At 61.2% G+C, this 13,597-nt stretch carries 17 protein-coding genes and 1 tRNA gene; 9 read left to right on the forward strand and 9 right to left on the reverse strand.

Features of this window, described 5'->3' with window-relative positions:
* Nucleotides 1-188: 188 nt before the first annotated feature.
* The 4 genes from NKJ57_RS06805 (at nt 189) to NKJ57_RS06820 (ending at nt 4,761) form a co-directional block, all read left to right on the forward strand.
* Nucleotides 189-752, forward strand: a complete 564-nt coding sequence (locus tag NKJ57_RS06805) for a polysaccharide biosynthesis/export family protein (protein ID WP_023669390.1) — start codon at nt 189-191, stop codon at nt 750-752.
* A gap of 7 nt (nt 753-759) precedes the next feature.
* A complete protein-coding gene (locus NKJ57_RS06810; RefSeq protein WP_352511350.1) occupies nt 760-1,890 on the forward strand; it encodes a glycosyltransferase in 1,131 nt (376 codons plus the stop codon).
* Between the two features lie 85 nt (nt 1,891-1,975).
* On the forward strand, nt 1,976-3,511 hold the full coding sequence (locus NKJ57_RS06815) for an undecaprenyl-phosphate glucose phosphotransferase (RefSeq protein WP_023711534.1): 1,536 nt from the start codon (nt 1,976-1,978) through the stop codon (nt 3,509-3,511).
* Nucleotides 3,508-4,761, forward strand: a complete 1,254-nt coding sequence (locus NKJ57_RS06820) for an O-antigen ligase family protein (protein WP_352511351.1) — start codon at nt 3,508-3,510, stop codon at nt 4,759-4,761. Before NKJ57_RS06815 ends, NKJ57_RS06820 begins: the two co-directional genes overlap by 4 nt.
* A 53-nt stretch (nt 4,762-4,814) precedes the next feature.
* Here the strand turns inward: NKJ57_RS06820 and NKJ57_RS06825 are convergent, their stop codons facing one another.
* Complete coding sequence (locus NKJ57_RS06825) at nt 4,815-5,798, reverse strand: glycosyltransferase family 8 protein (protein WP_352511353.1); 984 nt, start codon at nt 5,796-5,798, stop codon at nt 4,815-4,817.
* A 48-nt stretch (nt 5,799-5,846) separates the two neighbouring features.
* A complete protein-coding gene (locus NKJ57_RS06830; RefSeq protein WP_084013644.1) occupies nt 5,847-6,815 on the reverse strand; it encodes a glycosyltransferase family 8 protein in 969 nt (322 codons plus the stop codon).
* A gap of 170 nt (nt 6,816-6,985) precedes the next feature.
* Here NKJ57_RS06830 and NKJ57_RS06835 point away from each other — a divergent pair.
* Nucleotides 6,986-7,062, forward strand: a tRNA-Pro gene (locus NKJ57_RS06835).
* 69 nt (nt 7,063-7,131) lie between these two features.
* Here NKJ57_RS06835 and NKJ57_RS30890 read toward each other — a convergent pair.
* The 3 genes from NKJ57_RS30890 to NKJ57_RS06850 all read right to left on the reverse strand — a co-directional run bounded on the left by NKJ57_RS30890 (nt 7,132) and on the right by NKJ57_RS06850 (nt 9,046).
* Nucleotides 7,132-7,707: a CatB-related O-acetyltransferase gene (locus tag NKJ57_RS30890; RefSeq protein WP_488377244.1), complete on the reverse strand. Its 576-nt coding sequence runs from the start codon at nt 7,705-7,707 to the stop codon at nt 7,132-7,134.
* Nucleotides 7,704-8,492 (reverse strand): hypothetical protein, encoded by a 789-nt coding sequence (locus tag NKJ57_RS06845; protein WP_352511354.1) that lies wholly within the window; start codon nt 8,490-8,492, stop codon nt 7,704-7,706. The genes NKJ57_RS30890 and NKJ57_RS06845 overlap by 4 nt, the downstream gene beginning before the upstream one ends.
* A 95-nt stretch (nt 8,493-8,587) precedes the next feature.
* Complete coding sequence (locus tag NKJ57_RS06850) at nt 8,588-9,046, reverse strand: YbaK/EbsC family protein (protein WP_352511355.1); 459 nt, start codon at nt 9,044-9,046, stop codon at nt 8,588-8,590.
* 244 nt (nt 9,047-9,290) lie between these two features.
* On the opposite strand from NKJ57_RS06850, the gene NKJ57_RS06855 reads away from it, so the two are divergent.
* The gene (locus NKJ57_RS06855) at nt 9,291-9,743 is read left to right on the forward strand and encodes a cupin domain-containing protein (protein WP_352511356.1); all 453 of its coding nucleotides are present in this window, start codon (nt 9,291-9,293) and stop codon (nt 9,741-9,743) included.
* Between the two features lie 77 nt (nt 9,744-9,820).
* Here the strand turns inward: NKJ57_RS06855 and NKJ57_RS06860 are convergent, their stop codons facing one another.
* Nucleotides 9,821-10,102: a helix-turn-helix domain-containing protein gene (locus tag NKJ57_RS06860; RefSeq protein WP_023689492.1), complete on the reverse strand. Its 282-nt coding sequence runs from the start codon at nt 10,100-10,102 to the stop codon at nt 9,821-9,823.
* A gap of 296 nt (nt 10,103-10,398) precedes the next feature.
* Between NKJ57_RS06860 and NKJ57_RS06865 the strand changes: the two genes are divergently transcribed.
* Nucleotides 10,399-11,013 carry a hypothetical protein gene (locus NKJ57_RS06865; RefSeq protein ID WP_352511357.1) on the forward strand — a complete coding sequence of 205 codons (615 nt, stop codon included), beginning with the start codon at nt 10,399-10,401 and terminating at the stop codon, nt 11,011-11,013.
* Between the two features lie 161 nt (nt 11,014-11,174).
* Complete coding sequence (locus NKJ57_RS06870; RefSeq protein WP_352511358.1) at nt 11,175-11,369, forward strand: hypothetical protein; 195 nt, start codon at nt 11,175-11,177, stop codon at nt 11,367-11,369.
* A gap of 214 nt (nt 11,370-11,583) precedes the next feature.
* Here the strand turns inward: NKJ57_RS06870 and NKJ57_RS06875 are convergent, their stop codons facing one another.
* Complete coding sequence (locus NKJ57_RS06875) at nt 11,584-11,805, reverse strand: hypothetical protein (RefSeq protein WP_352511359.1); 222 nt, start codon at nt 11,803-11,805, stop codon at nt 11,584-11,586.
* Between the two features lie 418 nt (nt 11,806-12,223).
* Between NKJ57_RS06875 and NKJ57_RS06880 the strand changes: the two genes are divergently transcribed.
* Nucleotides 12,224-12,493 (forward strand): hypothetical protein, encoded by a 270-nt coding sequence (locus NKJ57_RS06880; RefSeq protein ID WP_352511360.1) that lies wholly within the window; start codon nt 12,224-12,226, stop codon nt 12,491-12,493.
* 72 nt (nt 12,494-12,565) lie between these two features.
* On the opposite strand, the gene NKJ57_RS06885 is transcribed toward NKJ57_RS06880, so the two are convergent.
* On the reverse strand, nt 12,566-12,868 hold the full coding sequence (locus NKJ57_RS06885; protein WP_023669375.1) for a hypothetical protein: 303 nt from the start codon (nt 12,866-12,868) through the stop codon (nt 12,566-12,568).
* An 84-nt stretch (nt 12,869-12,952) separates the two neighbouring features.
* Entirely contained in the window at nt 12,953-13,495 is a 543-nt protein-coding gene (locus NKJ57_RS06890) for a MerR family transcriptional regulator (protein WP_023669374.1), read from the reverse strand.
* Between the last annotated feature and the right edge of the window lie 102 nt (nt 13,496-13,597).

The following is a 13,597-nucleotide window of genomic DNA, read 5'->3' on the forward strand; positions in this document are numbered from 1 at the left end:
CAGCTGTTAGGGTTTGCTGACATCCGGTAAACAAAGCCAGCAAAACTATACGGCTTTTTGTCGATTGCCGCCAAATCGGCCGCGTCCCTTTACCGGCCATTAACCCTAACAGGATGATAACGAACCCAGATCCTTAAGGTTTGCCGCCGTGTCCTGGCGGCCATAGCGACGAAGGTGTGTGTCCGATCATGAAAAGCGCTGCTGGTCTGTTTCGCGCTCTGCTGGCCGTGTCGATGCTCGCCGGCTGCTCCAGCTACCGGCCGACGCCGGCGGCCTTCCACGAGGTACTCGACCAGCCGTATCGGCTCGGCGCCGGCGACCGTGTCCGCGTCACGGTGTTCGAACAGGACGGTCTGACCAACACCTACAGTGTCGACCAGTCCGGCTACATGTCCTTCCCGCTGGTCGGCGCGGTGCCGGCGCGCGGCCACACGGCCCAGCAGCTGGAAAAAGCGCTCGCCGACAAACTGCGCCAAGGCTATCTGCGCGACCCCGACGTGTCGGTCGAGATCGATCGCTACCGGCCGATCTTCGTCATGGGCGAAGTGGGTGCCGCCGGCCAGTATTCCTACGTGCCGGGCCTCACCGTGCAGAAGGCCATCGCGATTGCTGGCGGTTTCTCGCCGCGCGCCAACCAGGAAAGCGTCGATATCACCCGCGACATCAACGGCAAGGTGATGACAGGCCGGGTGGTTACCTCCGATCCGCTGCTGCCGGGCGACACGGTCTACGTTCGCGAACGCCTGTTCTGACATCAACGTGGCGGACCAGCTCAGGATCGTCCACTGCTTTCGCTCACCCGTCGGCGGGATCTTCCGGCATGTGCGCGACCTGACGGAGGCCCAGCTCGCCGCCGGACATGCTGTCGGCATCGTCTGCGATTCGACCACCGGCGGCCAATACGAGGAACGCCTGTTCGACCAGATGAAGGACAGCCTGGCGCTCGGTATCCATCGCACGCCGATGCAGCGCCATGTCGGACCGGGCGACCTCGCCTCCGCTTGGCGTACCTATCGAATCATCAAGGAATTGCGGCCGGACGTGTTGCACGGGCACGGCGCCAAAGGTGGCGCCTATGCCCGTCTGTTCGGCTCATTGTTGCGAGTATCAAGGTCTCGCGTAGCCCGCCTTTATTCGCCGCATGGCGGCTCCCTCCACTATGACGAAACGACGACCACCGGAAAGCTGTTCTTCGCGCTGGAGCGCTTCATGGGGCGCTTCACCGATTGCCTGCTGTTCGTCTCCGACTATGAGCGGCGCACCTATCGCAGGAAGGTCGGCGAGCCGCCTATCCCGAACACGCTGGTCTATAACGGCCTGCGCGCCGCCGAATTCGAGCCGGTGGTCACACAGCCCGACGCAGCCGACCTGCTCTACATCGGCATGATGCGCGACCTCAAAGGGCCTGACATTTTCATCGACGCGCTGGTGCTGGCCGGGTCCCAGCTTGAGCGCCGCTTGACCGCGGTCATGGTCGGCGATGGCGACGACCTGCCGCGCTATCATGCGCAGGTGAAACGGCTGGGCCTCGAAAAACAGGTCCGCTTCTTGCCGCCTATGCCAGCCAGGGAGGCCTTTGCACTGGCCGACCTCGTGGTTGTGCCGTCGCGCGCGGAAGCCATGCCCTATATCGTGCTGGAGACGCTGGCCGCAGGCAGGCCGATGATCGCCACGGCCGTCGGCGGCATTCCCGAAATCTTCGGTGAGGGATCCCCTGCCCTGATCCGTCCCGATCCGCGCCAACTCGGCGACAAGGTGGGTGAAGCGCTGCGCGATCTCGACGCCTACCGGCGCGTCATGCCCGATACCGCCAGCCTCAAGGCGCGATTCGGCGCCGATGTGATGGCCGCCGAAATCGAAAAGGCCTATTTCGCCGCGCTCAACAGATAGACGACCGTCCAAAACCATAAGTTGTCTCAAGGTTTTTTTAGCTCTCTTTCTGCTATCGTCATCGCGGAAGCTTGTGGGAAACCCGATGAACGAGACCGACCCCACGCGCCGCTTTTCGGCCGATGCGGTGCGCAAATTCGACAGTCCTGCCGAGAGCCCCACGCCCGGCGGCATGAACAGTGTTGCCCGCCAGGTCGCCTCGCAATACCGGCGCGATACGATGTCGCCGGTCATGGTCAGCGGCGTATTGCGCATCGTCGAATTCGGCTTGCTGTTCCTGTCGGGGCTCGCGCTCTACTTCCACTTTGTCGGCTTCTTCAACTATCTCGCCTGGCAATATCCGCTGACCATTGCCGCGGCGTCATTCGTGGCCGTGGTGCTGCTCGACGTCAGCGATTGCTACCAGATCTCCGCCTTGATGCGACCGATCTCCAATCTCGGCCGCGTGCTGATGGTCTGGGCCGGCACCTTCGCGCTGATGGCGCTGACGGCCTTCATCATGAAAATGTCGGAGGATTATTCGCGTCTGCTGTTCGGCACCTGGTTTGTCGTCGGCCTGCTTCTGCTGTTCGGCCTCAGGCTGGTGATGTCGAAGCTGATCCGGCGCTGGGCGCGCAACGGCCGCATGGAACGCCGCGCCGTCATCGTCGGCGGCGGCAAGGCGGCCGAGATGCTGATCCGCTCGGTCGAGAAGCAGCCAGACAACGACATCCGCATCTGCGGCATCTTCGATGACCGCGGCGACAAGCGCTCGCCGCCGATCGTGGCCGGCTATCCCAAGCTCGGCACCATTTCGGAGCTGATGGAATTCGCCCGCATCGCGCGCATCGACATGCTGATCGTGTCGCTGCCGCTGACTGCCGAAACGCGCGTGCTGCAGCTGCTGAAGAAGCTCTGGGTGCTGCCGGTCGACATCCGGCTCTCGGCGCATTCGAACGCTTTGCAGTTTCGCCCGCGCGCCTACTCCTACATCGGCTCGGTGCCGATGCTCGATATCTTCGACAGGCCGATCAACGACTGGGATTCGGTCGCCAAGCGCGCCTTCGACATCGTCTTCTCGCTGATCGGCATCGTCCTGTTCTCACCGGTGATGCTGGCGACGGCCATCGCCATCAAGCTCGACAGCAAGGGTCCGGTGCTGTTCAAGCAGAAGCGGCACGGCTTCAACAACGAGATCGTCGAAGTCTACAAATTCCGCTCCATGTATACCGACCGGTCGGACCCGACCGCCAAGCAGACGGTGACCAAGAACGATCCGCGCGTCACCCGCGTCGGCCGCTTCATCCGCAAGAGCTCGATCGACGAGCTGCCGCAGTTCTTCAACTCGCTGTTCGGCACGCTGTCACTGGTTGGCCCGCGCCCGCATGCGATTGCCGCGCAGTCGCACAACCTTCTCTACAATGAGGTGGTCGACGGCTATTTCGCCCGCCACAAGGTCAAGCCCGGCGTTACCGGCTGGGCGCAGATCAATGGCTGGCGCGGCGAGATGGACACCAATGAGAAGATCCGCATGCGCACGGAATATGACCTCTATTACATCGAGAACTGGTCGATGCTGTTCGATCTGCGCATCCTGCTCATGACGCCGCTGCGGCTGCTCAACACGGAAAACGCCTATTGAGCGCGATTTCCCATGATGTGCCGCAGGCTGCGGTCAATGCCAAGCTGATCGCGCTGATATCGTCGGGCGCGGTGTTTTTCGGCGTCTTCCTGTCAGGCTTCGTCATCGACGAGCCGGCGCCTTACGATCTTTTCATGGTCGGGCTGATCGGGGTGTGGGGGCTGTTTGGCCTGCGCATATCGCGCGCGGCCGTGCCGCTGCTGGTGCTGCTGATCACGATGAACATCGGCGGCATGATTGCCATGACGCAGATGGCCGATCTCGCCAACACACCGCTCTATCTCGCCGTCTCGCTGTTTCTCGCGTTCACCGCGGTGTTCTTCTCGTCGGTGACGGCGGTGCAGCCCGGCCTCTACCGGCTGATCTTCATCGCCTATGTCGTCTCTGCGGTGGTGACCTCGCTGCTCGGCATTGCCGGCTATTTCCACGCTTTCCCGGGCGCTGAAATCTTCACCAGATACGACCGCGCCCAGGGCGCCTTCCAGGATCCGAACGTGTTCGGGCCGTTCCTGGTGCTGCCCGGCATCTATCTGCTCTATCTGCTGTTGACCGGCTCGATCGCGCGCATGCCGCTTCTGGCGGTGCCGCTGCTGATCATCACCGCGGGCATCTTCTTTTCATTCTCGCGCGGCGCCTGGGGCATGTTCGCCGTCTCGGCCATCCTGCTCACCGGCGCCCTGTTCCTGCAAAGCAACAGCGGCAAGTTCCGGCTGCGCGTCATCGTCATGACCATTGCCGCCGTCACCCTGCTGGTGGTCGCCATGATCGTCATCCTGCAGCTGCCCGGCGTCGGCGAGATGTTTTCCAGCCGCGCCCAGCTGGAACAGAGCTACGACACGGCGCGCCTTGGCCGCTTCGCCCGCTACACGATCGGCTTCCAGATGGCGCTCGAACATCCGCTCGGCATCGGCCCGCTGGTGTTCGGCACCATTTTCGGCGAAGACACGCACGACATCTGGCTGAAGACGTTGATGGATTATGGCTGGCTCGGCTTCGTCTCGTTCCTGTCGCTGACGCTGTGGACGATCGCCGCCGGCTTCCGCATCCTTTTGCGCGACCGGCCGTGGCAGCCCTATCTGCTCTGCGCCTACGTCGCGTTCATCGGCAATATCGGGCTCGGCACTTTCATCGACATCGACCACTGGCGCCATGTCTACCTGCTGCTCGGCCTGATCTGGGGAGCGATCGCGCTGGAATACAGGCATCAGCGCGGATTGAGGGCGATGGCCAGCGGCAATCCGAACCAATAGAAAAACCGCCGAGTCCAGGTGACCCGCACCCAATTGCGGTAGCAGATTTCGTTTTATCTCGCGATGCCGGCCACCCGTTCGGGGTATTGCACGGCCATCATCAGACGATCCGCATGGTCGGCAAAAACGGCGCTGACCTTTTCGGCATCGAACCTCGCCCGTCTCTTGCGCTTCTCGTCGTTCAACAAGATCCCGCTGACAGCATCGAACTTGCGGCCGAGGTTCTTCAACAGGCCTCTCTTCATCGGCCAGTTGCGGCTGAAACGGCCGGCCCAGGGCGTGCCTCTCGCCAGATCGCGATAGATCGCCATGGCGTCGACCTCGACACCGATCGGCGGACGGTCCCAGGGCTTGCCCCAGGCGAAGTGGCGGGCGTAGCAGCGGTTGAAAGGGATCTGGCTGGTGTAGTTGGTCATCACATTCCAGAACGGGTGCATCGTCTGCCACCGGCCCTCGAAGGCCAAGTTCATCGCGCCTTGATCCATGCCGTAGATATGCTCGGACGCCAGATGTCGGGTACTCTCCAGAAGCCCCTCCTGCCTGACCAGCGGCATGTTGAACACCAGCACGCCGGCATTGAACTTCGGCGCCCCTGGCTGCATCGGCAAATGCTGTCGATACTTTACGTCGAAATAGGTCTGCTCGTCGTGTGCGGCCAGCAGCGGAGCGTTGAGCGGGGTGTTGCAGAGATCTGCTATCGATCGGTTGAAAAGCACATCGGCGTCTGAATAGGCGATGCGGTCGTATGGCTCGAATTGAGGCAATTGATCGGCGAACAGCCTGATGTAGGTCGCAAGCGTGGGATGCGTTCCACGATTGAAGTTCGTCGCCTCCATGAACTTCGTTACGTCGATGATGCCGATCCTCCCCTCGAGCAAACGCTCACCGGCAGACCGGTCGTCACTGGGAATGACGCCGGTGTGCAAAATAAAGCCGTCGACGGCGCCGGACAAATCCAACACACGGCGCGCCGCCAAGCAGGTGTACGGAAAATACCTTTGATCGGCGGCGAAAAAGAAGCATGGCTTTTGCGACACAGTCTAATTCTCCTGCCCTGCGCCTTACGGATCAAAGTCGCGAATATCTCAAGCGAAACCGCCGAGTATTTCAGGAAACTGCACGGCCATCGCACCGGCAAGGGCATGCTCGGCATAAATCCTATGCACCTTGCTTCCATCATACCTTGCCCGCCGCCGATACCGATCCTTGGCAGGCAACATCCCCATGATGCCGTCGAATCTGCGAGCGAATCGCCTCATGACGCCTCGCTCGAAGGGAATGCGCTGCCGGAAGGGCTGGAGCCAAGGCGTATCCCTTGCCAGACCGCGCCAGACGGCAAGCGCCTCAAGTTCCACGTCGACCTGGCTCCCCCACGGCTTGCCGCCGGCGAAATGCCGGGCATAGGCTTGGGCGAACCGAAATTCCTTCGTATCGTTGGACATCAAATTCCAGTTCGGATGCATCGTCTGCCACTTGCCCTCGAAGACGATGTTCAGCGCGTTCTGATCGTTCATCTGCCCGGCAACGGCGACATCTCTGGCGCGGTGCAAAAGTCCCTGTTCACGCACCAGCGGCATGTTGAAGACGATGATACCGGCATTGAAGTAAGGCGCTCCCGGCTGCATCGACAATTTGTGCCGGTAGCCTGGGCGGAAGTACATATAATCGTCATGGGCGGCCAACAATGGGGCATGAAGTGTCTGGCCCACCAGGTCACCTATATCCCGATTGAAGAGGACATCACAATCAACATGGGCGATGCGGTCATAGTCCGCGAACTGAGGCAGTTGGTCGGCGAAAAGCCGAACAAAAGTGCCGACATTGCTTGGCCGGAAAGTATGACCGGCCTGCGCAAACAACGCCGATACGTCCATTATGCGAAGGCGATTCTTCAGCAGGCGTTCAGCAACACGCATATCGGCATCGCGTGCGCCGAAATGCAGGATGAAGCCTGGCGTTGCGTCTCCCGAAACGTCCAGAATTCTGCGCGCCGCCAAGCATGCATATGGGAAATAGTTGGCGTCGGCCGCTAGAAAAAAACAGGAATTTGCCACGCGCAATCCTTCTTATCGGTATTGGGCGAGCCATACCGTCTCGGTATTGGGCGAGCCATACCGTCTTGGCGTTGCGCCGACAAGGCCGGATGCCTCGCGATTTTTCCGGTCCAACGCGCCGTTTTAGCGCTTGCACCATAACCCTTGAAAATATATGGCTTTGCGCGGTCCGGAGTGTAGCGCAGCCCGGTAGCGCACTTGACTGGGGGTCAAGGGGTCGTCGGTTCGAATCCGGCCACTCCGACCAAACAAATAGTTGGCCGCTTCCCCCAAGGTGGCTACCGTCTTTTCGACTTCCCGCAAACAAGATGCATTCTTAAGCCGTCATGCTGGCGTGCCGCTCGATAAAGAGTTCGATGGGACCTGTGAGAAAAGCAGCCTCCTGCTTGATCTTCTCGTCGCTCCATTCCCACCACCGGATCGCCAGCAATTTCGCAATAACATCCTGTGAAAAGCGATACCGGATAAGCTTGGCCGGGACTCCGCCGACGATCGCGTATGGCGGCACATCCCTGGTGACAATGGCGCCGGCCGCAACAATAGCGCCATCCGCGATGTGGACGCCTGGCATGATCAGCGCTTGGCGGCCGATCCAGACATCATTGGCGATGGTAATGCCGACGGGTTTGCCGCCGTGCGAATTGAGATCGGTCGCGTTCATCATGCGGCTGTGGATCGGAAAAGTGGTTGCAGCCCAAGGCACGTGGCTTCCCCCGGAACATTCAAAGCTCACGTTGCCGGCGACCGAACAGAACGCCCCAAGGGCCAACGGAGTGGCGGCAGACGCTCCAAGCACCTTCTTCCGGCTCACCCCATAGGTGTGACGTCCAACGGTCACGCTTGGGGGCAGCTTGGATCGAAACAGATTCCTCATGCGCAGCCAGCCCGTCACAGTGACCTCTTAAGCTTCTGGAGCAAGAGATCCGCGGGAGTCCGCCATAGACGATATCGACTGGCCTTTGCAACCTGCTGGCCGACTGGCGCCATGCCGTACGCGTTAAAGAACGCATGAACACGCGGCTCAGCGAACTGCTTTTTGCCTCGGGTATTGTAGTGTCGGATCGGCAGGCTATGAGGGCTTATGGTTCGGCCGTTTTGAGAAAGGGCTACCCCGAGGCAGAACTGCTCGGGCGCCCAAGTGTCGGTCACCTTATGAACGGCCTTGATAGCGGCGAAGGCGTCCACCATGGCTGTGAGGTTGTCCCGGTGGATCCCGACGATGCCGCTGTTCCACATCGGTTCCTGGCCGGTCAGGACCTGGCCGCCGACGCTGATGTTCTTGCCCGGCAGCGCGTTCTGATAGATGCGATGCGGCCCTTCGCACAGGCGCATAGTGGAATGGGTCGCAGAGATCGAGCGGAAGCCCTTCGACGGGTCACCCACCGGGTACATGTCGGTGTCCATGAAAAGGAGCCGATCTGCTCGCTGCAAAAGCTCACACATAGCCCCGGCCTTGATACCGAAATGGTAGCTTCCGCCGAAAGACCACTGGTCTTTCTGTTCGGCCGTTATGAGCATTGTCTCAACAGGATAAGCGCGAAATAGGTCAGTCCTGTCCGTTGCGACGACTATTCTGGCGGTCGGGCAATGGTGCAAAAGCTTGAGGGCGCTGAGTAGCGCGCCGCGATGGTAAAGCTCGTTCTCACCATAGGCGATGTAACCAAAAACGTCGTTCATTTCCGCCACGTATAATGGGTCGTTCAATCTTCTACTAGCTGCGCTCGCAGTCGTTTTGCTCCCAGAAATCTCCTGCTGAAATCAGCCGACGATTACTACTGGCACACATCGACCCATTCGGCGCCGACAATCTGTGCCATGCGCTCAGGGCTCAGCCGCACCGCGGCGTTGGTGGCGCCGGCCGCGGGCACGACTTCATCGAAGGCGCGCAGCGAGACGTCGCAATAGACCGGCAGCGGCGCCGGCAGGCCGAATGGGCAGACGCCGCCGACGGGATGGCTGGTAATCGCGACAACCTCGTCGGCGTCAAGCATGCGCGGCTTGCCGCCGAAACGGTCCTTGAATTTGCGGTTGTCGAGCCTCGACATGCCGCCGGCCACGATCAGCATGGTCTCACCGCCGACGCGCAGGCAGATGGTCTTGGCGATCTGCGCCGGCTCCACGCCATGCGCCTCAGCCGCCAGCGCCACCGTCGCGGAACTCGCTTCGGTGACGAGCACTTCGACATCGGGCGCATGGGCAGCCAGGAAGGCGCGCACGGATTCAAGGCTCATCTCGGCATTGTCCCATTCGAAAACGGTTAGCGTTCACACTGGATAGCTTCACGCTCGGTCGGCGGCAACCTCCCCGCCCCTCGACGGCTGCAGCGATACCAGGCCAGGCGGGTCGCGCCGCATGTCAGCAACGCAAGGCGCATCCCCCGTGCGGGAGATGTGTTCGGGCTGCTGCCTTGGTAGGTCGCAATGGATCAGGGCCGGCGCTGATGCTGTGCTCCCACGACCAACCGGAGAGATCATCATGCTCAAGCTCGCCTCGGCTCTGGCGCTGCTGCTTGTCGGGACGGCGCCGCTGCTTGCCGACGACATGCCGATAAACGCGGACGCCATCAAATGGGGCCCTGCTCCTGCTGTCCTGCCCGCCGGCGCGGACATGGCTGTCATCGCCGGGGACCCCTCGAAGGATGGCATCTACGTGCTGCGGTTGAAGCTGCCGGCCGGCTACAGGATTGCCGCGCACAACCATCCCACCTCGGAATATGTGACGGTGATTTCCGGCAATTTTCATATCGGCATGGGCGACAAGCTCGACGAGACCAAAGGCATCGAACTGACCGCCGGCGGCTTCGGCGTAGCCCCACAGGGAATGAACCATCACGCCTGGACGACAAGCGCTACGATCGTCCAGGTTCATGGCGAGGGGCCGTTCGCGATCACCTACGTCAACCCGGCGGACGATCCGAGCAAGAAGTGACATTCGCCGTTGGGCGAATGCAACAAGCCCGCCAGGGCAAACCATGGCGGGCTTGTTGAACGACGCTTGGCCGTTGTTTATGAAACGGACCGGTTTTCCACAGGCGCCGTGGGCGCCGGGGCATCGATCAGGGCCGTTTCCGGCAATTGCAATGCTGCGGCGATCCGGCGAAGTTTCGTCGGATCGGTGTCCTTGCCGCTCTCTATGTCGGCAATCTCGCTGGTCGACAGACCGCAGGTCAGGGAAAGCTCTTCAATACTGTATCCCTTTGTCTCCCGGATGGCTTTGAGGCCGGGGTGCTCGAGCGCAACGTCGGCCGCCAGCCTGGAGAAGGGTTCGTGTTTTGCAGTTTGGGGCATTGGCAACTCCATGGGGCTAAAGAGTTTTGGATCAAATGATAGGGTGTTGCCTGAGAGCCGGGACAATGCCCGCTTGACGGCGATTTGCCAAGGCCCAAACCGACCGTCACAGCATCGTGAACCGGCGTCAAAACCGCAGGCGCCAGGGCACATATAGGATCTCCGCCCCGATCTCCCAATCAAGTTCTTTTGAAGGGCCGCACGCCGAAGTGTTCAGCGGTTTTGCGCCGCTCGCGCGTTAGCCTGATGTTGCTGGCAGCCGCATCGGGCCAGCTTTTCCCAAGAGGATCAGATCCATGACATTCAAGACATCAGCCATCGTGCTCGCCACGATTTCAGGCCTCGCCGGCGCGAGCATGGTCGCGGCGCAAGCCGCCGAGGCCGTGCGCATTCGCGGCACGGTGACCGCCTTTGCCGGAGCGACGCTGACTGTGAAGACCCGCGAAGGCGCTACCGACGCCATCGCGCTGGCTGAAGGGTGGAAGATTTCCAGCGTCGCCAAGGCGGATGCCGGGGATATCAAGCAAGGCGATTTCCTCGGCATTGCCTCTGTTTCGAAGGCCGATGGCGGCAGCGGCGCGCTTGAGGTGGTGATCTTCCCGGCCGCGCTGAAGGGCGCCGGCGAAGGCGACCGCCCGTGGGATCTCGAGCCCAACAGCCGGATGACCAACGGCACGGTCGCCGATGTCACCGAGATTGCAGGTCGCACGGTGACGCTGACCTACGACAATGGCCAGAAAAAGCAGATCGCGATCCCGCAGACGACGCCGGTGGTGACCTTCGCGCCGGCGACGCCCGCCGACCTCAAGCCTGGCGCTGTGGTGTTCGTCAACGCCGAGCGTGGCAGCGACGGCAAGCTGACCGCGGGCCGGGTCGTTGTCGGCACCAACGGCGTCATTCCGCCGATGTAAGTTGCCGACGAAGCCGCCAGACACAATCCAGAAACAAAATTCTACAGTCCGGAAAAACTGTCGAAAAGTTCGGAGGCGATAGTCATGACTGCGGGGTTCACCGGGACCGATCTTGCTCGGTGACGGTCAAATTCAGCCCGCGCAGAAAAGGAAACGAAGTCATGAAGAAGTCCCTCCTGTCGGCTCTCGGGCTGGCTTTTGCCCTGGCTGTCTCTCTGCCCCTCATCGGCGCCAGCAGCGCCGACGCAGCATCGCTGCACAAGAAGCATCACCATCATCATCATCACAACAAGCATCACCGCCGTCACCATCACCACCACCACCACCACAACAAGGTGGAGGCCAAGAAGGCCTGACACGGCCGACTTGCCCAACGGGAAGGCTGGCCCTGGAGTCCTCGCCAGGGCCGCCTTCCCGTTGGTTTTTGCCAGGCGACACGTGGAAAAGCTGAAGGCAGGATTCGATGGCGCCCATGCGCCAGAATGCGAGCAACCACAGCGCACCCAACGAACGTATCAGGCGCAAGGCCGACAACACAGCGGTAGCCAGCCGCAGGACACCCCAGGTCTCTCAATGCCGTCGGAACCCGCTAGACGGCGCCGCGAACGCGAGCACTATTGCGATCAAAATCAAAAGCGGCCCCATCCATTTGAAATGCTTCGCGACCTGCAGCCACCATGGCTGCTGACCTTGCTGGGCCCGAAAAGGACTTTGGAGCAGCCCAAAACCAACGCCTGTCATCCACAACCCAGCGCAGAACATGATGAACTCGTCGATGTAATTTGCGACCACGCCCGTCTCCTCCGCCGGTACCTTTGGACTGGCGTTATAGTCGCAGCCGGGAGTGGCAGAAAGCGCGGTGCCAAGTGGCGGCAATGACTGCTGCCGCCACCTGACAAGAGCCGGGGGCGGACTAGGTCTTGGCTGGCCATTTGGGCACGCCACCGTGTGACCTTCGCATGGGATGCCGCGCTGCTACGTCAGCGCCCTTCACGCGAAATGCATGATCGATGCCCGCCCCGGCCCCGCCAGGCGCCGTCCGTTGGCGAAGGCTAAAAATCGACGTCGCGAAAAAACGCGAAGAAAATTCGAACCACGCATGAACCTTTGCTTTGGAGGCCGCACTAACCGGCATGGACGCCGAGAAGGCGATCCCAACACAGAAGGACGCCATGGTGGCGATCCTCGATCCAGAGAAGGAAATGCTCAAATGACCAACTTCAAGCGCATCACGCTCGCCGCGGCTCTCATCGTCTCGGCCTTCGGTTCGGCTTCCGTTCCGACCTCGGCTTTCGCCAACGGCACGCATCCCACGGGCGACGGCAGCGCGGTTTGCAAGGGCTCCGGTCATTGCCTGGTGCTCTCGATCGAGTGCAAAGGCACCTATACCGACGCCACGGACAAGAATGGCACTGTCTATGGCAAGTGCAGCCAGACCGCGCAGGTTTCGCCACAGGCCAAGATCAAGCTCGCCAAGTAATCGGCCGCAGATCAGGGAAATGGCGGTCGTCCGCGGGACGGCCGCCATTTTCTTTTGTTTTCGTGAATTGTTTTAGCGCCGGCTGAGCAACAAGCTGGCGAGAAGGCCGACCACGACCAACCCAACAGCAGCGGCTGTTGCCGGACGATCGCGCGCCGTCTTTTCGATCGCCCTGCCCTGCTTCCTGATCGCCGGCAGCGCATCGCTGACAAGGTCGGCAAGCTGCCCATAATAGTCCGAAGCGGCATCGCGCCCGTCCTCGTAGTAAGCACCGCCGCGTTTGGCCACGACTTTGCGCAACGCGGCGAGCTCTTTGGAAAGGGTCGCGACCTGCTTTTCGAGATCGAGATCGGAGAGGGTCGAAAGCGATACCATGATTGTTTTCCTTCTTTTTGAGAGAAGGCCAAACGCATGGCCTCGGAACCGGTTCCGGTCTGCTTGCCCGAGGCAGCGGAAAGGTTAGCGCACCTGGTCGAGCAGACGCTTGCACTCCAGGAGGTCAAACAGCGCCTCCTGCAGCAAGGCCCGGTTGTCGCGCGATAGTTTCGACGCGCCGGGCTGGACCGGACCTTCCTCCTCGGTCTTGCCCAGGCCGAAAAAGCGGCGGCTGGGCTTTACCTTGGGCTGGCCGACCAGCATCTCGTCATCCATGCCGCGAGGCTGGGCGGCCGGAGTCAGCGGCACCTGATCGGCCTGCCTGCGCTGCGAGATCGCTTCGACGGCAGCCATGTCGCCATTGCCGATGGCGACCAGGAAATGGTTGCCGTTCTCGCGCAGCAGTTTCTGCACGCCCTTGATCGTGTAACCCTGGTCGTAGAGCATGTGGCGGATGCCCTTGATCAGTTCGACATCCTGTGGCCGGTAGTAGCGGCGGCCGCCGCCGCGCTTCATCGGCTTGATCTGGTTGAAACGGGTTTCCCAGAAGCGCAGCACGTGCTGCGGCAGATCGAGATCCTCCGCGACCTCGCTGATGGTGCGGAAAGCGTCGGGGCTCTTGTCCATGGGCGAAATCCTCTCGCTGGACGGCGATCCGGCCCAGTCTACCGAATCGGGTATCATTTCAGCGGTTTATGAAACAATATTCAAGCCCGGCGTCAAAACGGC

Origin of the sequence: Mesorhizobium sp. M0077 (genome assembly GCF_040322955.1) — a bacterium.
Taxonomy (GTDB): domain Bacteria; phylum Pseudomonadota; class Alphaproteobacteria; order Rhizobiales; family Rhizobiaceae; genus Mesorhizobium.